Raw genomic sequence first — 23,645 nt, 5'->3', positions numbered from 1 at the left:
TATCATCATAACTCAATTTCATAATAAAACACCCCAAAAGTTAGATTTTTTCTGTCTAACTTTTGGGGTGCAGTACAGCTTTTGTCCCAGACTTTTTCTTTTTTGATATTCAGAGCGATGAAAATCCTTTTTTTGAAGTTTTCAAAGTTCCGAAAACCAAAGGTATTGCGCTTGATAAGTTTGATGAGATTATTGGTCATTTCCAATTTTGCGTTGGAATAGTGTAACTGAAGGGCGTTGACTATTTTCTCTTTGTCCTTTAGAAAGGTTTTAAAGACAGTCTGAAAAAGAGGATGAACCTGCTTTAGATTGTCCTCAATGAGTCCGAAAAATTTGTCAGGCTCTTTATTCTGAAAGTGAAAAAGCAAGAGCTGATAGAGATTATAGTGGTGTTTCAAGTATTCTGAATAGCTTAATAGTTTATCAAGAATCTCTTTATTGGTTAAGTGCATACGAAAAGTAGGGCGATAAAAACGCTTATTGCTGAGTTTACGACTATCCTGTTGAATGAGTTTCCAGTAACGCTTGATAGTCTTGTATTCATGAGATTTTCGCTCAAACTGATTCATAATTTGAACACGCACACGACTCATAGCACGGCTTAGATGTTGGAGTAAAACATTCCAGTGAACTGTTTTAGCCTGAGCCTAGAAATTAGAAAGAGAAGCTGTTTAGCCAAGTCAAATAGATTGCAAGATGTTCACTTAATCAGAAGAACAACTTTCTTGCACTTGACTTGATAATTGGGGTATAATTAAATTTATAGGATTTTGATAGACAAAATTTCAGTCTTCAAAAATAGTATCCTTTGATTGTTAGAAATTGGTTTAATATGAAAGAAAAAATAATAAAATCATCAAATCAGCGACAACTATTCTCTTTTCGTAAGTATAAAGTTGGGCTTTGTTCTGTTTTATTAGGTACAGCGTTGGTTTTTGGAGCTTCAGTGTCTAGTCCTGTTAGTGCAGCTGAACTTGAGAAAGAACCTGCTGTTATAGAAGGAACTGATGTTATAGGAAGCAGTACGGTGTCCAGTTCTAGTGATGATACTTCCAACAAAATATCTAATCATACAAATACAGTAGAAGATGCTCCAGTAGTCAAGGTAACAGCTAGTGCTGAGGAGATGAAAAAAGAAGACGATTACTATGCTCGTGAGATATTCAAGAATTCAGAAGTGGTATCGGTAGATGACGTGGAGACAAATAATAATGCAGATAAGAGTACTGACCTTAGTTCAGATCTACCAAAAGTCAAGAATTTGACCAATGCTACTGTTCATGTTGAGTTTAAAGCAACAGAAACGGTACCGAATTTATATAGTGTATTTTCTACCTCTAGTACTTCAAGTCGAAATGAGTATTTCCTTTTAGGAGTAAGTGGAAACAAGCCTGTTGTAGAGGCTAGAACAGGAAAAGAGGGGAGCTATCAGTACGATCGTTTTGAAGATGGAAAGGAAAGTATTCGTCCTAATGAGTGGAATTCGTTAACCTTTACTATTTCTCGACCTAATGTTAATGTAGATGCCGGTGAGGCGAAACTTTATGTTAATGGTAGGTTATCAAAATCTTCTGCTAAATCTGGTCTTTTTTTGACAGCTATGCAAAATTTGACCAATATGCAGTTAGGAGCTATGCAACGTGGAAATGGTAAAGTTTGGGGGACTAATCTAGATATCCGTAATCTAACGATTTATGATTATGCCTTCAGTGACACAGAGGTAGGACAACGAAGTACTATTTTTCTTCGAGATCCTGAGGGGAACAAGGCTCTTGATCCAGCTGAATTAACAGATAATAAGGCTGTTTTTCAGTCTGGATTGAATGGTCAGAAAAATAGTGATGGGATTTATTCTTATCGTATACCATCTTTGCTGAAAACGAATGATGGTACAATAATTGCAGGGGCAGATGAACGTCGTTTGCATTATTCTGACTGGGGTGATATTGGAATGGTTGTTCGTCGAAGTGAGGATGGAGGCAAAACTTGGGGTGAACGAATTAATATTTTAAATATTCGTGATAATCCAAGAGCTAGAAATGCTAATATTGGTTCTCCTACTTCTATTGATATGGTTTTAGTACAAGATTCCAAGACAAAGAAAATTTATTCTATCTACGATGTCTTTCCAGAAGGACAAGGAATTTTGGGTATGAGTGTTACTCGTGAAGAGTCTTATACAGTTGTCAATGGTCGAACATATCAGATAGTATATAAGGGTAATGAGAAATATACTATTCGGGAAGATGATTATATTTATGATAGTAATAATCAAAAGACATCTTATCATGTAATCACTAAATCGACTCAGTCTGAAAATAAGTACAGTGATACAGGTGATTTGTATAATGGTAGTAAGTTAGTGGGAAATATATATTTTACCCCAACAACTGACTCGCCTTTTCGTGTAGCCAAGGATAATTTTATATGGATTTCAGAGAGCAATGATGACGGAAAAACTTGGTCAGCACCAAGGGACATTACACCCCAGATAAAGAAAGATTGGATGAAATTTTTGGGTACGGGTCCAGGTTCAGGTATTGCATTGAAGCATGGTCAATATGCAGGGCGTTTAGTAGTACCTATGTATTCAACTAATTATGTATCTCATCTCAATGGTTCTCAGTCTTCTCGTGTAATTTATTCTGATGATCATGGTTTGACTTGGCATATGGGAGCTTCTCCTAATGATGGTCGTATCTTCAGAGGGGAAGCTTTGAATTCTAATACTATGAGAAACACAGCAGCAGAATTGACTGAGGCTACTGTTGTCGAGTTAAACGATGGAACACTCAAGATGTTTATGCGTAATCGAAGTGGTCATGTTCAATTTTCTACTAGTAAAGATGGTGGTGCTACTTGGGGTGCTGTTGAAACAATTAGTGATATTCCAGATGTTTATGTACAACTTTCAGCAGTTCACACTGTGCAAAATGGTCGGGAGTACATTGTATTAGTAAATGCTAATGGACGTGGTCGTGAAAATGGTTATGCTCGACTTGCAGAAGTTCAATCAGATGGTAGTTTGAAATGGATCAGACATAATTTGGTCCAAGCTGGTAAGTTTGCTTATAATTCTGTTCAAAATCTAGGTAATGGTGAGTTTGGTCTTCTCTATGAGCACAGTGAAGATGGTGAAAATGACTATACTCTTTCCTTTAGAAAGTTTAACTGGGATTTCTTAAATCCAACGGTTCGGGCAGTTTCTGCTCAAGTGACGACAGATGATAAATTAGTTTCTATACGTTATGATGGTGAGGTACTTGCTCGAAAAGGCCTGGTTTTAACATTATCTAATGGTAGAAAACTGCCTTTTGTTACTCAATATGATAATCGTACCCTTCTTTTCCAATGGCAACCAGAGGATGAGGGGGCGACTGTAACAGGTATTCAAACAGGGACTTTGGATAGCGTGACAGATATTCCACTGGATACTACCAATGTTCGTCTGCCAATCCGTACTCGCACTGTTGAACCAACGGATCCAAAAGTGGCAGATTCTCTCCTTTATCCTGATATCAACAATGACTTAAGGTGGCCAGCTGGTTTGAGCTACGATGATTTGAATAGAACTGTAATCCGAACTATACATTATGTTGCTGATGACGGAAAAGTTTTCCCAGATACAGTACAGACAGTCGCTTATAGTCGTAATGCTATTGTTGATCTGGTTAAAGGTACGGTTACTTATGGTTCTTGGGTCTTGGCTAAGTCAGAGTTTGGCAGTCTTGTTGTTCCTATACAGGCTGGATATTTGGCTGATAGATCTTTGATTACTAACCAAAATATCGAAAAAGATGTTCATACTTTGGTACCAATTTCGGTGACAACTAGTGTCCGTTATAAGAAATTAGGTTCTTGGATTGTTCAAACTCCAAATTCTGAAATGAATAGGATATCTTATCCCAATAGCTATTTAGATGCGAGTGTTATCGGCAATCATAGTACGGTTACCATTCCTTATATAGCGGGTTACCGTGCGATTGGGAAAGATGGGAATTATTTGACCTTGAAAAATACGGATCGTCCAGCAGAAGGATATCTAGCACCACGTCCTGATGATGCCACCCAAGATAGCATCATTCGTTATGATAAAGATAATCAAAGTGCTCAGATTCGTTTTGTGAATCAATCTAATAAAGCGGTCTTATCAACTGTTTCTTTAACTGGAAAAACAGGTGAAGTGATTGATAGTAAGTCTGTAGACAGGGAAATTTTATCTTTCTTGAACAAAGGTTATCGGATTGTTACAGATGAATTTCATCAGATACTAACTCCTGTTTATGGTGACAACAGTCGTGTGGTTACTCAATTTACTATTGTGCTTACACCAAGGGTGGAGAAGATTGATGCTAGTCAGTATAAAGAAAAAGATTCATTGGTAGATAGCCAGTTGAAGCTTACTTGGCCAGCTGGTTTGACAGAAAAAGACTTACAGAAGTCGGTTAGTCGTACGACTCGTTTCTTGAATACACAAGGTGAGGAAATTGCGCCTGCTCACGAAGCTGTTCTTAATTATAGAAGAACAGCAACTGTTAATCTTGTAACCAAAGCTGTTCTTTATACGGGTTGGATTGCTGAACAAAATAAATTTCCAGCAGTTTCAGCTCCAGTTGTGAGTGGTTACCTAGCAAATGAATTGGGGAAACCAGAATTATCAAGTACTCCAGATATCCCAGCAAGAGTGGATGCTATTCATTATCGTAAACTTGGACAATGGGTACTAAAATTACCGTCAGAGACAATAAAAATAACTTATCCTAACGACCGTAGTAATGCAGGACGTGTTGGAACAGATCAGTCAACGGCTCCAGTTGTGACAGGTTATCAAGCTAAATATCAAGGTAAAAACCTAGTTTTAGCACAGGATGGAAGAAGTTATATTCTTTCCCTTCCAGAAGATGTTACACGTGATATGATAATTGACTACACTCGTATTCCAGCTGTAGAAGGGAAAGAAGAAGTTCGTGAAACGGTATCAATTCCGTACGAACGCTTGACTGAGGTTAGCTCTGATCTCTATACAGATCAAACTCAGCTGAAACAGTCAGGTCGTGCAGGTTCTAAGACTGTTGTGAAGCTATACCAAACACTGGATGGCGTGAAAACAGACAAGGTTCTCTCTGTCCGTGAGGAAAATATAGTTGCCTCTCAACCCGAGATTATCCTAGTTGGTACTAAGCCTATTAAGAGTCGAGAAAGCGTTGTTAGCATAGAAGAAATCGCACCAGTGCTTGTGTACCGTGAGGACACTTCGCTTCTGAAAGGTCAAAGTCAGACCGTTCAAGGTCGTGCAGGTCAGCGTAAGATTATCACGATCTATGAAACAGACCATGGAATACGTACTGGAATGATCCTCTCTCAAACAAGTGAGATTGTGCAAGAAGCAACCCCAACAATCATCTATCAGGGTGTGAAGGTTATCGGTCGTACTCTGCCAGAAGATGGTCCTCTATCTCCAATAGTTGAAACACCAAGTGTGGAAACCCGTATAGAGGAGACTGACTTTACTACTGAATATAGGAATAGTGCTAGCTTACCAAAAGGTCAAACTAAGGTCTTGATTGTAGGAGAGAAAGGTCAGCGTACCATTATTACAGAAATTAGTAGTGACAATGGTGTAGAAACACGTCGTGAGCTATCTAACACTATTACCAAGGAACCGATTAATCAAGTTGTCTTAATAGGGATCAAAGCTATTGAAGGGAAAGAAGAAGTTCGTGAAACGGTATCAATTCCGTACGAACGCTTGACTGAGGTTAGCTCTGATCTTTATACAGATCAAACTCAGCTGAAACAGTCAGGTCGTGCAGGTTCTAAGACTGTTGTGAAGCTATACCAAACATTAGATGGTGTGAAAACAGACAAGGTCCTCTCTGTCCGTGAGGAAAATGTAGTGGATTCTCAACCTGAAATTACCCTAGTTGGTACTAAGCCTATTAAGAGTCGAGAAAACGTTGTTAGCACAGAAGAAATCGCACCAGTGCTTGTGTACCGTGAGGACACTTCGCTTCTGAAAGGTCAAAGTCAGACCGTTCAAGGTCGTGCAGGTCAGCGTAAGATTGTAACGATCTATGAAACAGACCATGGAATACGTACTGGAATGATCCTCTCTCAAACAAGTGAGATTGAGCAAGAAGCAACCCCAACAATCATCTATCAGGGGTCGAAGGTTATCGGTCGTACTCTGCCAGAAGATGGTCCTCTATCTCCAATAGTTGAAACACCAAGTGTGGAAATCCGCATAGAGGAAACTGACTTTACTACTGAATATAGGGATAGTGCTAACTTACCAAAAGGTCAAACCAAGGTCTTGATTGCAGGAGAGAAAGGTCAGCGTACCATCATTACAGAAATTAGTAGTGACAATGGTGTAGAAACACGTCGTGTGCTATCTAACAATATTACCAAGGAACCGATCTATCAAGTTGTCTTAATAGGGACCAAAGCTGTAGAAGGAGAAGAAGACAAGAAAACACTTCTAATTCCTTCGAATGAGAATGTGATTCTTAGTTCTGATAGAAAATTAGCGAATTCTGCTAAGGAGTTACCAAGGACGTCGAATACTGATGATAAAAACTTATTTGTGCTTGGGTCAATCGGACTTCTCTTGGGTTTGGGATTGAGTGTTAGAAAAAGAAAAAATTGAGCATGAAATTTCCAATTTGATAGTAACGAGAGATTTTCATAGAGATGATAGAGGATAATTTTAGCATTAAGAAAAGTTGTTTTAACTATTGCTATGGGAGCACCATATATATTTATAGCAATAAATTTGATAGCTTTTTTGAAAGTCATGTTTCTTCATTTGGATTCCGAAATCAGGACAAAATGGAGCATTGTACTCCAGTTTAGCGATGATTTCCTTATGTATATCCCGATTTATGATATCTATAGGGGATTTACCCATTACAAATATTATATCCTCTCCTTTTTCTGTAGATATATAAATAAATCTGATCTTATTACAGTTTACAAAAACTTTTTAAGGATTTTAATTGCATTTTTTTCCAGTCCTTCTTATATAATGAATAAAAAAGGAGAAAAAGGGGAAAAATAGTGTTATGAAAAAGAAATGGATGTTAGGGTTGGCTATGGCTCTGTCAGTAACCTGCTTGACTGCTTGTAGTTCAATTGCTTTACCAGAGCCTTTGAAAAACTTTTTTGGTGGCTCTAAGGAGCAGGATGAGACAAAGGCAGAAGACCTTTATAAGAGTGTTTTTGAGGATTATGAGGTTATCTTGTCTTCTGGTAAGAAACAGGCTCCAGATATCGAAGCCAAGCTTCACAAATCTGACCATATGATAAACTCATGGGTCATCGAAGCAGCTGCAGCAGATCCTTCAAAACAACGTTATACTTTCCTAGATTTAGATGGAGATGGCCAGTCTGAAATGTTGGTAGGTAGCCAAACCGCAGGGAAGAATTACTTCTTTACAGGTTTGTATTATCTCAAAGAAGGTCAACCAACCCTGCTAGCAGAGGATTATGTAGCAGGGCATGGTGGTGCTCGTAGCTCGATGAAATTCTTTAAGACAGGTGAGGTCTTGGCTTTGACTTGGTCTTCTGGATCAGGTGAAGGGGAAGGAACTCTTTACAAACTAGAAGGTGCCAAGGGACCTACAAAAGTGGATAGCAAGTCTATCAAGATTACGGATAAGAAATTGCTTGAGAACTTTGGTAAATCAGAAGCTGACGAAGTTACGGCAGACAAGTTTACATGGGAAGAGTTTAAATTTACCCCAGCTAAGGAAGAAACGAGTGCTAGCTCTTCCTCTTCTTCTAAATCGGAAGCAAGTAGTAGCAGTACTAGCAGTTCATCGAGTGAAAGCAAGAAAGAAGTCAAGGAAACGACTCCTTCCAAAACAGAAGAAACCGGTCCTTGGACAGCTGATAAATCCGCTGCTTTAGCAAGCTTTATGAAGAGTTGGGGTGATGAAATGGGTCAACCTAACTATCAAAAAGGAATCGCAGTTGGTAACATTAGAGCTGACATGCTTTACTGGAAAGATGGTAGCAAACTAGATGCGGAATATTCAAAAACAGGTAGTGGTACTGCCAAATATCGCATTGTAGAGACCTACAGTAATTGGGATAACTATCCAACCGTTCACAATTACTTCTTTGCTATTACAGACACTGGCGAAGGAATCGTTTTCCACTCACCAACGACCAATGGTGATAAGATGTATCTCAATCCCACAGAAAACGTTGATTTGAGAAATAACTTTGCTAGTCTTGTTAAATAAACACAAAACAATCCTAGAAGATTTTTCTGGGGTTGTTTTTGCTAGGGGAGTTTCTATAAGTTGTCTGGCTTGACTTTCTTGATGGAAATTATATAATAGTTGTAATAATTAAAGTTACAATTAAAGAGAGAAATAGTTATGACCTATGAATACAAGAGCCACATTTATTTGGCAGAGGCAGTTTTAAATGTAAAGGATTTGGCCAGTCAAACTGCCTTTTATCAGCAAATCATTGGTTTAGAAATCTTATCTCAAACTGAGACAGAGGTCATTCTAGGCCTTGGTGGAAAAGCCTTGGTACAGTTGATTCAAACACAAGAGAGCGGAGAAGTAAGGGAACATTATGGCCTTTACCATCTGGCTATTCTCTTGCCGACACGCAAGACTTTGGCTGATGTCTTGAAACATCTGACGGATTTGCAGATTCCTCTTGTCGGTGGTGCTGACCATGGTTACAGTGAGGCCCTTTACTTAGAAGATTTGGAGGGGAATGGCATTGAACTCTATCGAGATAAGCCGGTTTCCACATGGGATATTCGAGAAGATGGGCGTATTATCGGGGTCACTGAGGCCCTTGCAGCGCAGGATATCTATGAGTTGGGGGAAAGAGTAGAGCCCTTTATCCTAGCAGACGGTACGAGAATGGGGCATATTCATCTTTCCGTCAAGGATAGTCTAAAGTCTAGCCGGTTTTATCAAAAGGTGTTAGGGTTAGAGGATAAATTCAGTGTACCTAGTGCTAGTTGGATTGCGGCTGGAGATTACCATCATCATTTGGCAGTCAACGAATGGGGAGGAAAAGATCTGGCTCCGCGTAAGCAAGGCTTGCCAGGTTTGGCCTACTATGTCATTGAGGTCGCTAGTAAAGAAGAACTGTTAACGATTGCGCAACGAGCACAAGAAGTTGATGCACCAATCAAATGGCTGACATCGAGACAGTTGGAAATCACAGACCCAGACGGAATTGTGACCCGTATTCGTTTAGATAGGATATGATGACAATCAGAGGATCAATTGTAGAAAGTGCTCCTTATTCTAGTCAGATATGTAGAAAATTTGATATGATAGTAGGGAACAAGGAGAAGAATACAATGACCAGTGAATACCAGAAAATGATAGCGGGAGAGGTTTACCGTCCATCGGATCCAGAATTGCGAGCCTTGGCTCAGGCTTCTCGCCAAAAACAGTCTGCCTTTAACAAGGAAGAAGATCCCTTGAAGGGAGTCGAAATCATCAAGGCTTGGTTTGGGTCAACCGGACAAAATATCTTTGTCAATCCACGACTGGTGGTCGATTATGGGGTCAATACTCATCTAGGGGAAAATTTTTATTCTAATTGGAACTTGACCATGCTGGATGTTTGTCCGATTCGCATCGGGGACAATGCGATGATTGGTCCCAACTGTCAGTTCTTGACTCCCCTCCATCCATTGGACCCGCAGGAACGTAATTCAGGTGTGGAATACGGCAAGCCTATTACTATCGGAGACAATTTCTGGGCTGGAGGTGGTGTCATTGTCCTTCCTGGAGTGACATTGGGTAATAATGTTGTTGCTGGAGCAGGGGCTGTAATCACTAAGTCCTTTGGCGACAACGTTGTCCTAGCTGGTAATCCTGCGCGTGTGATTAAGGAGATATCTGTGAAATAGAAGTAAAAGAGGCTGGGAAAAACTCAATTTCAAGAAAAATGAAGTAAATCTTTCAACAATAAAACGTATAATATCAAGGTTGTTCATTACCTGATATTATGCGTTTTTCTGATTTCAAAGACTTTTTACTCAGCCTCTTTTTGTAGATTTGATACTTGAAGTCACTCTTCTTGATCATTATGGAATTGCTCCATCTAGTTGAGTAGTTTAGATGGTGGTGTTTTTCTAACATAAAAAATTCATAATGGATAGCGAAATAGATATGACGACACTTTGAGATATTGTTATAAATCTTTTTTATGGTCACAATAGAAAATATATATTAGTCAAGCTAGAAGATTCGTAGTAGAATAATTAGCAAATAAAAGCAAAGGGGTTATTTTATGAAATTAGTTAATTTATGGTCAAAACTTTCACTCGGTTTGCAATTATTGCTAGCTTTGATTTTAGGTGTTATTTTTGCAGTAATCTGGCCACAATTTGCAGGTTTTTATCAATTTCTAGGACAAGCATTCATCAAATTGGTAAACATGGTCATTATTCCACTAATATTCCCAATTATAGTAGTTGCAGTGGCTAGTGTTATTGGAAAAAAATCGTTTGGTAAAATTTTAACGAAGACCTTACTCTACTTTTTTGCTGTTACAACTGCGATTACTTTATTATTTGTATTTGCTAGTTATTATTTGGGATTTGGTCAAGGTGTGAATATTGGCCAAACTGGTGGTAATATCGATGGGATAGCTAATAATGTCCAATTGAGTGAGTTTTTACTTGGTTTTATTCCATCAAATATTGTGAAGTCAATTTCAGAAGGCTCTCTTCTTCCAATTATTGTTTTTGCTATATTTCTTGGTTATGGAATTGGTAGCTTGAAGAGTGATAAAACCCAAAAAATTCTTGAAGGTTTCCAGATCTGGATTGAAGCTATTTATAAAATTATAACTGTTATTGTAAAATTATCTCCTGTCGGAATCTTTGGCTTTATTGCAAAAGATGTCGCTAGTACAGGGATTGATAAGTTAGTTGGACTTGGTCAATTTGTTATCGGAACTTATTTGGCTTATGGAGTTCTCATTTTAGTTGTTTTCCCTCTGATTGCCTCTATCTTTAAAGTTCCATATTTGACCGCTTTTCGTGAAAATTGGAGCCTCTTGACTCTAGCATTTATTTCAGGTAGTTCGAGTGTTGTGTTACCGTCCCTATTAAAGGATTTAAAGAAACAGGGACATGATGAGAATACGATTGATTTGGTTGTCCCTTTAGGATATACTTTTAATCTAGAAGGAGCAGCTGTCTATTTTTCAGTAGCCACTATTTTTATCGCACATGCTTACGGTATCCAATTTTCATTATCAAGTCTCTTATTTACAGTTTTACTTTTGACATTAATTGGGAAAACTGCAGCTACTGTTCCATCAGGAGCTATCGTAGTTTTGTTGGCAGCAGCACCCCAGCTTGGATTGCCAGTAGAAGGAGTGGCCTTGATTTTTGCAGTTGATTTCTTTGTGAATGCTGGTCGTACAATGATCAATGTTTTGGGTCAAATATTAACGGTCAGTGTCATTGAAAAAACAGAAGGTTATAGTTTAGAGGAAGACAAGCAACATCAATTGTCAGTTAACTTTTCTTAAAGGAGATAGGACTTATGAGTAACGCAAAAGTTTATGTGATTCATGAAAATATTGAATGGACACAGCATTTAGTAAAATGGTTAGAAAAAATACAAGTACCTTATGAATTATGGGATCTATCGAGTGGGATATTAGATCTTCAAAGCCCACCTCCACAAGGAATTTTTTATAATAGGATGTCCGCATCTTCTCATACGAGAGGGCATCGCTATGCACCAGAGTTTACGGAGCAGGTGCTTACGTGGCTAGAGGCTCATGGACGTAAAGTAGTTAATGGAACGGGAGCCATCAATCTAGAAATCAGTAAGGTGAAACAATATTTGAAATTAAATGAATCTGGTATTGAGACTCCAGCAACAGTTGCTGTTTTGGGACCGGAAAATATTATTGAAGCAGCAAGAAAATTGAATATCTATCCTTTGATTACCAAGCATAATAGAGCAGGAAAGGGATTAGGAGTACAACTTTTCCAAAATGAAGAAGAACTAGAAGCTTATGTTAATAGTTCTGCTTTTGAACCTTCAGTAGATGGTATTACCTTGTTGCAGGCTTATATTAAACCAAGTGATGGTCGTATCCGTCGTTCAGAGTTTATCAATCAGAAGTTCCTTTATACTGTTTCAATTGATTCTTCAGATGGTTTCCAACTTTGTCCAGCAGATGGTTGTCAAATCGGTAAGAGACCAGAACAACTGGAAACTTCTGAAAAATTCCAAATTACAGAACCTCTACCAGAATCTCAAAAAGAAGCTTATGAAGCCTTCCTTAAAAATGCTCATATTGATGTGGCAGCTATAGAATGGGTTCAATCAGAAAGCAGAGATATTTATGTGTATGATGTAAATACCAATACAAACTATAATCCTACAGCGGAACAGAATGCTGACATCTTTGCTCATCAACATCTAGCTGAATATTTAAAGAGGGAGTTAAAAGCTCTTTATAGTGAATGATCATCTTGGAAGTTAATCTTTTAAAAATTTGATAACAACTTCCAGATAGAGTGCGACATAAATACTTTTCTTTCAAGGTAACAGTTATCAGCAACAACTACTAATATATAACGTCCCCTCTGAAGATTAATTACAGAGGGGCTACGTTTGTAATGTTTACTCTAATTCCTTATGATTTATAAAATCACTTAGTGTCGAGAATTCCAAGAATACTGAGATTTTTTCTCCTCAGTTCATCAACCCCCTCCTTGACACTTTGTCAGCTTTTGATACAATAGTACAAAATTAGAGGAGGTGGGTTATGATTCAGAAACATGCGATTCCTATTTTAGAGTTTGATGACAACCCTCAGGCAGTTATCATGCCCAATCACGAGGGGCTGGATTTGCACTTGCCCAAGAAGTGTGTCTATGCATTTTTAGGTGAAGAGATTGACCGCTATGCGAGGGAAGTAGGGGCGGACTCTGTCGGCGAATTCATTTCTGCCACCAAGACCTATCCAGTCTATGTCTTCAACTACAAGGGCGAGGAGATCTGTCTGGCTCAGGCTCCTGTTGGTTCAGCTCCAGCAGCCCAGTTTATGGATTGGTTGATTGGCTATGGTGTGGAGCAGATTATTTCCGCCGGAACCTGTGGTGTGCTAGCTGATATAGAAGAAAATGCCTTTCTAGTCCCTATTCGCGCTTTGCGAGATGAAGGAGCTAGTTATCACTATGTGGCAGCTTCTCGTTATATGGAAATGCAGCCAGAGGCTATTGCAGCTATTGAGCGAGTTTTGGAAGCTAGAGGGATTCCTTATGAAGAAGTCATGACCTGGACGACAGACGGTTTTTACAGAGAAACGGCTGAAAAGGTGGCTTATCGTAAGGAAGAAGGCTGTGCTGTTGTGGAGATGGAGTGTTCTGCGCTTGCGGCAGTAGCCCAACTGCGTGGAGTTCTCTGGGGAGAGTTGCTGTTCACAGCTGATTCCTTAGCAGACTTGGACCAGTACGATAGTCGTGACTGGGGTGCAGAAGCTTTCGAGAAGGCTTTGGAACTCTGTCTTGAGATAGCCTCTCAGTTTTAGCTACTATTCTTCTTTTTATGGTACAATGGATGTATGTTATTCAAATTATTTGTGAAAAAAATTGAAAGAGCCTTGGGCGGACTTTCGCCTGCTCGTCGAATTTTTCTGAGTTTCGCTGGAGTTATTTTTATAGGCTCTCTTCTTTTGAGTTCGCCTGTTGTTCAGGCGAGTGATTCGCAGGCCACTTATTTTGACCATCTTTTTACGACGGTGTCCATGGTCTGTGTGACTGGCCTTTCTACGCAACCAGTGGCTACTACCTATAATGTCTGGGGGCAGTTGATTTGTATGCTCTTGATACAGATTGGTGGTCTGGGGCTCATGACCTTTATCGGGGTCTTTTATATTCAGGGGAAGCAAAAGCTCAGTCTTCGCAGTCGTGAAACTATTCAGGAGAGCTTTAGTTACGGGGAGACTCGCTCGCTGAAGGCCTTTATGCGTTCCATCTTTTTGACGACTTTTCTGGTGGAGGGCTTGGGTGCCTTTCTTCTTAGTTTCCGTTTTATTCCTGAATTCGGCTGGGGACGGGGCATTTTTACCTCTATCTTCTTAGCTATTTCAGCCTTTTGTAATGCTGGTTTTGATAATTTTGGCAGTAGCAGTTTAGTGGCTTTTCAGACGGATCCCTTGATCAATCTGGTTATTGCTGGTTTGATTATCACGGGTGGTCTTGGCTTTATGGTCTGGTTTGACTTGGCAACCCAGTTTGACAAGAAGAAAAAACGCCGTCTGCGTTTCCACACCAAGTTGGTCCTCTTCTTGACTGCAGGGATTTTGCTGTTTGGGACAGTATCCACACTCTTTACGGAGTGGCACAATCCAGGGACCATTGGCAATCTCAGTGTTCCAGAGAAAGTGCTAGTTAGCTTTTTCCAAACTGTCAGTATGAGAACGGCCGGTTTTGCTTCTATTGACTACACCCAAGCTCGGCCTGTGACCTTGTTTATCTATATCTTACAGATGTTTCTGGGTGGAGCGCCTGGAGGGACGGCTGGGGGGCTCAAGATTACGACTTTCTTTGTCCTGTTGGTCTTTGCGCGTAGTGAATTGCTGGGCTTACCTCATGCCAATGTTGCGCAGAGAACCATTGAGACTCGCACAGTCCAAAAATCCTTTAGTGTCTTCATTATCTTTTTGATGACCTTCCTGTTGGGCTTGGTGTTGCTGGGAATTACAGCAGAAGGAACACCGCGATTTATCTACCTCATGTTTGAGACCATTTCAGCCCTTGCGACAGTTGGTGTAACGGCAAATCTGACGCCAGAACTGGGCAAGTTAGCCCTCAGCATTGTCATGGTGCTCATGTTTATTGGCCGTATCGGTCCTTTGACCTTGTTGGTTAGTCTAGCGGATTACCAGCCTGATAAGAAAGATTTGATTCAGTATATGAAAGCAGATATTAGTATTGGATAAGAAAGGAAGAACGATGTCAGATCGTACGATTGGAATTTTAGGTTTGGGGATTTTCGGGAGTAGTGTCCTTGCGGCCCTTGCCAAGCAAGATATGAATATCATTGCCATTGACGACCACGCCGAGCGCATCAATCAATTTGAGCCAGTTTTGGCGCGTGGAGTTGTTGGAGATATTACAGATGAGGAACTCCTCAGAACTGCAGGAATTGATACCTGTGATACGGTTGTAGTGGCAACAGGGGAAAATCTAGAGTCGAGTGTGCTTGCAGTCATGCATTGTAAGAGTCTAGGGGTACCAAGGGTTATTGCCAAGGTCAAAAGCCAGACAGCTAAGAAGGTGCTAGAAAAAATCGGTGCTGACTCGGTGATTTCACCTGAGTATGAAATGGGGCAGTCTCTAGCGCAGACCATTCTCTTTCATAACAATGTTGATGTTTTTCAGCTGGATAAAAATGTGTCTATTGTGGAGATGAAAATTCCGAGTGTTTGGGCAGGTCAAAGCCTGAGCCAGCTAGATTTACGTGGCAAATACAATCTCAATGTCCTAGGATTTCGTGAACAAGAAAATTCACCACTGGATGTCCAGTTTGGTCCTAATGACCTCTTGAAAGCAGATGCCTATATCTTGGCGGTGATTAATAACCAGTATCTAGATGACTTGGCAGAATTAAATTCGTAAGGAGGGGAATCCCCTCTTTTTTGATGTCCAAGATAGGAAATAGAGTCAGAAACCCTTGTATTCCAGTAAAAGTCCTTCAGAAGCTGGACTTTATGGTAGAATAGAAAGAAGTGACAAGAGAGAAAGAAAAAATCAGTCCCCTAAAGGAGTAGATTATGAAGTTATTGTCTATCGCCATCCCTAGCTATAATGCCGCAGCCTATCTTCATTACTGTGTGGAGTCGCTAGTGATTGGTGGTGAGCAAGTTGAGATTTTGATTATCAATGATGGGTCTCAGGACCAGACTCAGGAAATCGCTGAGCGTTTAGCCAGTAAGTATCCTAATATCGTTAGAGCCATTTATCAGGAAAATAAGGGTCATGGCGGTGCTGTCAATCGCGGCTTGGCAGAGGCTTCTGGTCGTTATTTTAAAGTGGTTGATAGTGATGACTGGGTGGATCCCCGTGCTTACCTGAAAATTCTTGAAACCTTGCAGGAACTAGAGAGCGAGGAGCAGGAAGTGGATGCCTTTGTGACCAATTTTGTCTATGAAAAGGAAAGTCAGTCTCGCAAGAAGAGTATGAGTTATGAGTCCGTCTTGCCTGTCCAGCAGATTTTTGGCTGGGACCAGGTCGGAAATTTCTCAAAAGGCCAGTATATTATGATGCACTCGCTGATTTACCGGACAGATTTGTTGCGAGTAAGCCAGTTCCAACTGCCTGAGCATACTTTTTATGTCGACAATCTCTTTGTCTTTACTCCCCTTCAGCAGGTCAAGACCATGTACTATCTGCCTGTCGATTTCTATCGTTATTTGATTGGGCGTGAGGACCAGTCTGTCAATGAGCAAGTGATGATTAAGCGCATTGACCAGCAACTCAAGGTCAATCGACTCTTGGTAGACCAGCTTGATTTGTCCAAAGTGAGCCATCCCAAAATGAGAGAATATCTACTGAATCATATTGAGATTACGACGGTTATTTCCAGTGCCTTGCTCAATCGAGCAGGTACAGCAGAGCATCTAGCTAAAAAACGGGAGCTGTGGACCTATATTCAGCAGGAAAATCCAGAGGTCTTTCAAGCCATTCGCAAGACCATGCTCAGCCGTTTGACCAAACATTCAGTCTTGCCAGCTCGCAAACTTTCCAATGTCGTCTATCAAATCACCAAATCTGTTTATGGATTTAATTAATATGAGTATTTTATAAGAGGGATTTAAGAAAAATTTTAACTTTTTCTTAATCCTTTTTAATTTTAGGAGATTATACTAGAGTCATCAAATAAAGAAAAACTCTAAGGAGAATCCTATGAAATTCAATCCAAATCAAAGATATACTCGTTGGTCTATTCGCCGTCTTAGTGTCGGTGTTGCCTCAGTTGTTGTGGCAAGTGGCTTTTTTGTCCTAGTTGGTCAGCCAAGTTCTGTACGTGCCGATGTGGTCAATCCAACCCCTGCTCAAGTTGTGCCAGACGCGACTTCGGTGAGTGAAAAGAGCGACTTACCAGCAGAACTTCTCAAAGAAGCAGTCGATACAGCTCTTCCTTCAGAACAGGTAGACTCAACACCTAAAGCAAGCTTGGATGCTACAAGCTCTCCAGAAAAAGTGAATGTAGCTGATAAAGACCAAGTGGTAGCGCCAAAAGAAGAAGTGCAAGCAAAACCAGAATCTAAGAAAGAAACAGAGGAAGCGGTTAAACCTGCGATAAATCCTGCGCCTACAGTTTCTGGACAAGACCGTGAAGCAAATGAAGCGCAACCAGCAACTACTCCAGCTGAAGTCCAAAAAGGCGTGGCCGACAACACTAAAGACACAGTGGATGTTCCAGCCACTTATTTGGATAAAGCCAACTTCCCAGGCCCATTCACAGCTGGTGTTAACCAAGTTATTCCATATGAACTCTTCGCAGGTGACGGTATGTTGACTCGTCTGATTTTGAAAGCATCCGACAAGGCTCCATGGTCAGACAATGGTTCAGCTAAAAATCCAGCTCTTCCACCAGTAGAAAAATTGGGCAAAGGTCTCTACTTCTACGAAGTAGATTTGGCAGGAACTCAAGGTAAATCAGACAAAGATTTGCTTGACCTCTTGAAACAAAACGGCACTCAAAGTTATAAAGCTACTATCAAGGTATACGGTGCCAAAGACGGCAAGGCTGATTTGAGCAATCTCGTAGCGACTAAAGATTTGAATGTCAACTTGAATGGCTTGACCACCCCAGCTGAAGTCCAAAAAGGCGTAGCTGACAATACTAAAGACACAGTGGATGTTCCAGCCTCTTACTTGGACAAAGCCAATTTCCCAGGCCCATTCACAGCTGGTGTTAACCAAGTTATTCCTTACGAGTTCTTCGCCGGTGACGGTATGTTAACTCGTCTTATCTTGAAAGCTTCTGATAAAGCCCAATGGTCAGACAATGGTTCGGCTAAAAATCCAGCTCTCCCACCAGTAGAGAAATTGGGCAAAGGCCTTTACTTCTACGAAGTAGATTTGGCAGGTACTCAGGGTAAATCAGATAAAGAGTTGCTTGATCTCTTGAAACAAAACGGAACTCAAAGTTATAAAGCTACCATCAAAGTGTACGGTGCTAAAGATGGCAAGGCAGACTTGAGCAACCTCGTAGCGACTAAAAATTTGGATGTCAATTTGAATGGCTTAACCACCCCAGCTGAAGTGCAAAAAGGCGTAGCCGACAACACCAAAGATACAGTAGATGTCCCAGCCACTTACTTGGATAAAGCGAACTTCCCTGGCCCATTCACAGCCGGTGTTAACCAAGTTATCCCATATGAATTCTTCGCTGGTGATGGTATGTTGACTCGTCTGATTTTGAAAGCTTCTGACAAGGCCCCATGGTCAGACAATGGTTCAGCTAAAAATCCAGCTCTTCCACCAGTAGAAAAATTGGGCAAAGGTCTCTATTTCTATGAAGTAGACTTGGCCGGCACTCAAGGAAAATCTGATAAAGCTCTTCTTGACCTCTTGAAACAAAACGGCACTCAAAGCTATAAAGCTACCATCAAAGTGTACGGTGCTAAAGACGGCAAGGCAGACTTGAGCAACCTTGTAGCGACTAAGGATTTGGATGTCAACTTGAACGGCTTGACGACCCCAGCTGAAGTGCAAAAAGGCGTGGCTGATAATACTAAAGATACAGTGGATGTTCCGGCTAGCTACCTTGATAAAGCCAACTTCCCAGGGCCATTCACAGCTGGTGTTAACCAAGTTATTCCATACGAATTCTTCGCCGGTGACGGTATGTTGACTCGTCTTATCTTGAAAGCCTCAGACAAGGCTCCATGGTCAGACAACGGTTCAGCTAAAAATCCTGCTCTTCCACCAGTAGAAAAATTGGGCAAAGGCCTTTACTTCTATGAAGTGGATTTGGCAGGCACCCAAGGTAAATCAGACAAAGAGCTTCTTGACTTGTTGAAACAAAATGGTACTCAAAGCTATAAAGCTACCATCAAGGTGTACGGTGCTAAAGATGGCAAGGCTGATTTGACTAACCTTGTAGCAACTAAGGATTTGACAGTAAACTTGAACGGACATCAGTCTCTTGTTCCGATGCAGTCAGGTTTCGTCCCTTCTTCTAATGGTTCAGCTATGCAGGCTCCAATGATGAATAGTCATCAAGATGCGTCTAATATGAAAGATCAAATGCCTAGTGCCAATCAAGATGAGATGAAATCTAAAATGCCAGCTGCTAGTCAGGATAAGATGATGCCTAACAAAGAGCAGGACAAAACTATGAATGCCAGCCAACCAATGGCAACTCCAAGTATGAAGCAAGACCAAGTCGCAGCAACCTCAAGCAAAATGTCTGATGAAGGCAAGATGGCGTCTACTAACAAGGTGTCAAGTCCAATGATGGCTGATCACATGAAAGACCAAAAAGACATGCTTCCATATACTGGTGAAGCCCAAACATCAATGGCTACTATTGGATTCTTTGGATTAGCCTTGGCAGGTCTGCTAGGTGGCATCGGTTTGAAAGCTAAAAAAGAGGAAAATGACTAGTCTAGCTACAGACTTTCTATCTAGGATATGAAAAATCCAGATATCGTTTAGAATGTTCGTAAAGAGATTAAAATAGTGTTATACTATTGTGGTATAGCACTGTTTTTTTCAAAGGAGAGACAGATGGGAAAGACAATTTTACTCGTTGACGACGAGGTAGAAATCACAGATATTCATCAACGTTATCTGGTTCAGGCAGGATATCAGGTTTTGGTGGCCCATGATGGGGTAGAGGCCTTAGAAATCTTCAAGCGAAAACCGATTGATTTGATTATTACAGATATCATGATGCCTCGGATGGATGGTTATGATTTGATTAGCGAAGTCCAGTATCAATCTCCAGATCAGCCTTTTCTCTTTATCACGGCTAAGACTAGCGAGCAGGACAAGATTTATGGCCTGAGCTTAGGGGCAGATGACTTTATTGCCAAGCCCTTTAGCCCTCGTGAGCTGGTTTTGCGTGTCCACAATATCTTGCGTCGCCTTCATCGTGGAGGTGAGACAGAGGTCGTCAGTCTCGGGGATTTACGGATGAATCACGGTAGCCATGAGGTCCAAGTCGGAGATGTGGGACTTGATTTAACAGTCAAATCCTTCGAACTTCTATGGCTTTTAGCCAGCAATCCAGAACGAGTTTTCTCTAAGACAGACCTCTATGAAAAGGTCTGGCAAGAAGACTATGTGGATGATACTAATACCTTGAATGTTCATATTCATGCTCTGCGACAGGAGCTAGCTAAACATTCTAGTACAGAAACACCGACCATTAAAACCGTCTGGGGCTTGGGCTACAAAATTGAGAAAGCGCGAGGTAGTCAATGAAATTAAAAAGTTATATTTTAGTAGGGTATATCATTTCAACACTCCTAACGATTATCGTGGTTTTTTGGGCCATCCAGCGAATGCTAATTGAAGAAAGAGAGATTTATTTCCTAGTGGGTATGACTCTCGTGGCTAGTTTTATCGGTGCTGGGATTAGTCTCTTTCTCCTATCGCCAGTCTTTACTTCATTGGGCAAACTCAAGGAACATGCCAAGAGGGTAGCAGACAAGGATTTTCCATCAAATCTGGAGGTTCAAGGCCCTGTAGAATTTCAACAATTAGGCCAAGCTTTCAATGAAATGTCCCATGATTTGCAGGCCACCTTTGATTCCTTGGAAGAAAGCGAACGAGAAAAGGGCTTGATGATTGCTCAACTTTCGCATGATATCAAGACCCCCATCACTTCGATCCAAGCGACGGTAGAAGGGATTTTGGATGGGGTTATCAAGGAAGGCGAACAGGACCATTATCTAGCAACCATTGGGCGTCAGACTGAAAGACTCAATAAACTGGTTGAGGAGTTGAATTTTTTGACCCTAAACACAGCTAGAAATCAGGTCGAAACGACCAGCAAAGACAGCATTTTTTTGGACCAGCTCTTGATTGAGTGCATGAGTGAATTTCAGTTCTTGATTGAGCAGGAGGAGCGAGATGTCCATTTGCAGGTAATCCCAGAGTCTGCCCGGATTGAAGGAGATTATGCCAAACTTTCTCGTATCTTGGTGAATCTGGTCAATAACGCTTTTAAATATTCTGCTCCAGGAACCAAGCTGGAGGTGGTGGCTAAGCTGGAAAATAACCAGCTTTCAATCAGTGTGACCGATGAGGGACAGGGGATTGCCCCAGAGGACTTGGAGAATATTTTCAAACGTCTTTATCGTGTCGAAACTTCGCGTAATATGAAAACAGGTGGTCATGGCTTAGGGCTTGCGATTGCGCGTGAATTGGCCCATCAATTGGGTGGGGAAATCACAGTTACTAGCCAGTACGGTCTAGGAAGCACCTTTACCCTCCTTCTCAATCTCTCTGGCAATGAAAATAAAGCTTAAAACCCCTTTACAAATCTAGCCATTCATGGTAAAATGGATTTTGTGTGAAATATCAGCAGGAAAGCATGAAGCTCGTCAACAGGTGTCTTATGATAAGTAACCTTGGCTGTTTAGGCGAAGGGCATCTGCACGAATCAGGGCTTTCTAAGTGACTATTTCCACCAAAATATTATTTATATCAGGAGGACATTCACATGTCACGTTATACAGGACCATCTTGGAAACAAGCTCGTCGCCTTGGCCTTTCACTTACAGGTACAGGTAAAGAATTGGCACGTCGTAACTACGTACCAGGACAACACGGACCAAACAACCGTTCTAAATTGTCAGAATACGGTTTGCAATTGGCTGAAAAACAAAAACTTCGTTTCACTTACGGTGTAGGTGAAAAACAATTCCGTAACTTGTTCGTACAAGCTACAAAAATCAAAGGCGGAATCCTAGGTTTCAACTTCATGCTTCTTTTGGAACGTCGTTTGGATAACGTTGTTTACCGTCTTGGTCTTGCGACTACTCGTCGTCAAGCTCGTCAATTCGTAAACCACGGTCACATCCTTGTTGACGGAAAACGCGTTGATATCCCATCATACCGCGTAACTCCAGGTCAAGTGATCTCAGTTCGTGAGAAATCATTGAAAGTTCCAGCAATCCTTGAAGCAGTAGAAGCTACTCTTGGACGTCCAGCATTCGTATCATTCGACGCTGAAAAATTGGAAGGTTCATTGACTCGCTTGCCAGAACGCGACGAAATCAACCCAGAAATCAACGAAGCACTTGTCGTTGAATTCTACAACAAAATGTTGTAATATTTTATTGAATAAGATAGGCTTTAGAGCCTTGATATTAAGCACTTTGGGGCGTTTTCCCTTAGTGCTTTTTTTGTTTTTACTACCAGCTATAAGTATCTATACGCAACTAGACCTGTATAGTTTAAAGTGATATAATAGTCTAAAAGGAGGTGCTACTATGAATGTTTTAGAAAAAAACACACAGGTAAACTTTAAGACTAACAGAGACTTGTTAGAGAAGGCTAAAGCTATTATCACAGCGCAAAATCTTGATATGACAGCTAGTTTTAACTTGTTTTTAGAACACATTGTAGAAAATAAAGCCTTGCCATTTGAAACTCAAGTAGACAAAGAAAGAGAAGAACTTCTATCAGGGTTGCGTGCTGAAATTGCCCGTAGCTTTGACGATTTAGAACATGGAAGAACTTACAGCCTTGATGAAGTGAGGGCTAACCTTGGAATTTAACGAGAATGTATATAGCCTGATTATCTCAGAAACGGTACAAGAACAGCTAAGAGGTATTAAAGATTATATCTCAGCTAACTACTTTTCAGAACAGGCAGGAGCAAACACAGTTAAGAATATTCTTTACGGATTGGAACGTCTTGAAGTTTTCCCGGAAGCAGGATTTGATGCTGATGAAAGAGTAGGAGTGATTATATACCCACCCCACAAAACTCGAAGCATCATTTTAGGCGATTACCTAGCCTTCTATCATATTTTAGAGGACAGAAAAGCTGTCTTTGTATCAGATATTATTCATAGCAAACAGGATTACATTCGCTTGTTCAAGAAAAAATAGTGCATATTATTGAACTGCGTTTTGGATTCCAAAAATTTTAGAAAAGATTACTCTATTTCAAAAATTTTTAGGAATGAAAATATAAAAAAAGAGAAACCTCATAATGGAGTTCCTCTTGCTTTTAATTGTCCGAATCAATATTCTTATTTCAAAAAAAGGTAGTGAAAAAGGTAGTGATTCGGTTGATTTTTATTGCAATGTAGTGAAATTTTAAATTTCACTACATTGCTTAAAATCAAAGCTTCTCACATCTATTGACGTGTAGTGAATCTCTATTTAACTTCTGTGAAGAAGATGTTGTTTTAAAGGTATGTAATGATATTTGAAAACCTTGATTTGATAGCATTTCTACCTAAAATAAAATAAATGGTAAATAGAGAAATATGAATTTATTGAAATTTAATCAGTTAGGAATCAGTTACGATAAATTAATATTCTTTGGAAATCAGAATATAGCACTTATTAGTATTGCTTTATCATAGGTTAGATATTTTCTTAATTAGATAAGGGCGTTGTAGTTTCAATTTATGGAGTACATTAG

Annotated in this window: 16 protein-coding genes and 1 pseudogene; 16 read left to right on the top strand and 1 reads right to left on the bottom strand. The window is 40.3% G+C overall.

Features of this window, described 5'->3' with window-relative positions; translation table 11 throughout:
- Positions 1-92: 92 nt before the first annotated feature.
- A pseudogene (locus QP439_RS02535) lies at positions 93-617 on the bottom strand (transposase); the annotation flags it as partial.
- A gap of 215 nt (positions 618-832) precedes the next feature.
- Between QP439_RS02535 and QP439_RS02530 the strand changes: the two are divergent.
- The 16 genes from QP439_RS02530 to QP439_RS02455 all read left to right on the top strand — a co-directional run bounded on the left by QP439_RS02530 (position 833) and on the right by QP439_RS02455 (position 23,104).
- On the top strand, positions 833-6,649 hold the full coding sequence (locus QP439_RS02530; RefSeq protein WP_285387467.1) for a G5 domain-containing protein: 5,817 nt from the start codon (positions 833-835) through the stop codon (positions 6,647-6,649).
- 415 nt (positions 6,650-7,064) lie between these two features.
- Entirely contained in the window at positions 7,065-8,249 is a 1,185-nt protein-coding gene (locus tag QP439_RS02525; RefSeq protein WP_261038700.1) for a DUF4767 domain-containing protein, read from the top strand.
- 138 nt (positions 8,250-8,387) lie between these two features.
- Complete coding sequence (locus QP439_RS02520; protein WP_285387465.1) at positions 8,388-9,245, top strand: VOC family protein; 858 nt, start codon at positions 8,388-8,390, stop codon at positions 9,243-9,245.
- 95 nt (positions 9,246-9,340) lie between these two features.
- Complete coding sequence (locus tag QP439_RS02515) at positions 9,341-9,898, top strand: sugar O-acetyltransferase (protein WP_285387463.1); 558 nt, start codon at positions 9,341-9,343, stop codon at positions 9,896-9,898.
- 383 nt (positions 9,899-10,281) lie between these two features.
- A complete protein-coding gene (locus tag QP439_RS02510) occupies positions 10,282-11,532 on the top strand; it encodes a dicarboxylate/amino acid:cation symporter (protein ID WP_000780192.1) in 1,251 nt (416 codons plus the stop codon).
- A gap of 14 nt (positions 11,533-11,546) precedes the next feature.
- Complete coding sequence (locus tag QP439_RS02505; protein ID WP_000063557.1) at positions 11,547-12,485, top strand: ATP-grasp domain-containing protein; 939 nt, start codon at positions 11,547-11,549, stop codon at positions 12,483-12,485.
- Positions 12,486-12,786: 301 nt separating this feature from the next.
- Positions 12,787-13,551, top strand: a complete 765-nt coding sequence (locus tag QP439_RS02500) for a nucleoside phosphorylase (protein WP_049551252.1) — start codon at positions 12,787-12,789, stop codon at positions 13,549-13,551.
- Positions 13,552-13,584: 33 nt separating this feature from the next.
- Positions 13,585-14,964 (top strand): TrkH family potassium uptake protein, encoded by a 1,380-nt coding sequence (locus tag QP439_RS02495; protein WP_049551251.1) that lies wholly within the window; start codon positions 13,585-13,587, stop codon positions 14,962-14,964.
- 13 nt (positions 14,965-14,977) lie between these two features.
- The gene (locus QP439_RS02490; RefSeq protein ID WP_285387461.1) at positions 14,978-15,643 is read left to right on the top strand and encodes a potassium channel family protein; all 666 of its coding nucleotides are present in this window, start codon (positions 14,978-14,980) and stop codon (positions 15,641-15,643) included.
- A 155-nt stretch (positions 15,644-15,798) separates the two neighbouring features.
- Positions 15,799-16,815, top strand: a complete 1,017-nt coding sequence (locus tag QP439_RS02485) for a glycosyltransferase family 2 protein (RefSeq protein WP_285387459.1) — start codon at positions 15,799-15,801, stop codon at positions 16,813-16,815.
- Between the two features lie 115 nt (positions 16,816-16,930).
- Positions 16,931-19,642 carry an SSURE domain-containing protein gene (locus QP439_RS02480; protein WP_285387457.1) on the top strand — a complete coding sequence of 904 codons (2,712 nt, stop codon included), beginning with the start codon at positions 16,931-16,933 and terminating at the stop codon, positions 19,640-19,642.
- A gap of 123 nt (positions 19,643-19,765) precedes the next feature.
- Positions 19,766-20,464 carry a response regulator transcription factor gene (locus QP439_RS02475; protein ID WP_285387455.1) on the top strand — a complete coding sequence of 233 codons (699 nt, stop codon included), beginning with the start codon at positions 19,766-19,768 and terminating at the stop codon, positions 20,462-20,464.
- Positions 20,461-21,513, top strand: a complete 1,053-nt coding sequence (locus tag QP439_RS02470; protein ID WP_020903376.1) for a sensor histidine kinase — start codon at positions 20,461-20,463, stop codon at positions 21,511-21,513. Before QP439_RS02475 ends, QP439_RS02470 begins: the two co-directional genes overlap by 4 nt.
- 194 nt (positions 21,514-21,707) lie before the next feature.
- Complete coding sequence (gene rpsD, locus QP439_RS02465) at positions 21,708-22,319, top strand: 30S ribosomal protein S4 (RefSeq protein ID WP_000092756.1); 612 nt, start codon at positions 21,708-21,710, stop codon at positions 22,317-22,319.
- A gap of 160 nt (positions 22,320-22,479) precedes the next feature.
- A complete protein-coding gene (gene relB, locus QP439_RS02460; protein WP_001101478.1) occupies positions 22,480-22,767 on the top strand; it encodes a type II toxin-antitoxin system RelB/ParD family antitoxin in 288 nt (95 codons plus the stop codon).
- Positions 22,757-23,104 (top strand): type II toxin-antitoxin system RelE/ParE family toxin, encoded by a 348-nt coding sequence (locus QP439_RS02455; protein WP_261038717.1) that lies wholly within the window; start codon positions 22,757-22,759, stop codon positions 23,102-23,104. The genes relB and QP439_RS02455 overlap by 11 nt, the downstream gene beginning before the upstream one ends.
- Positions 23,105-23,645 lie beyond the last annotated feature (541 nt).

The sequence above is a fragment of the Streptococcus sp. UMB1203 genome (genome assembly GCF_030217725.1).
Lineage (GTDB): Bacteria > Bacillota > Bacilli > Lactobacillales > Streptococcaceae > Streptococcus.
The sequence above is the reverse complement of the archived record's forward strand: the minus strand, read 5'-3'. Positions and strand labels throughout refer to the sequence as shown.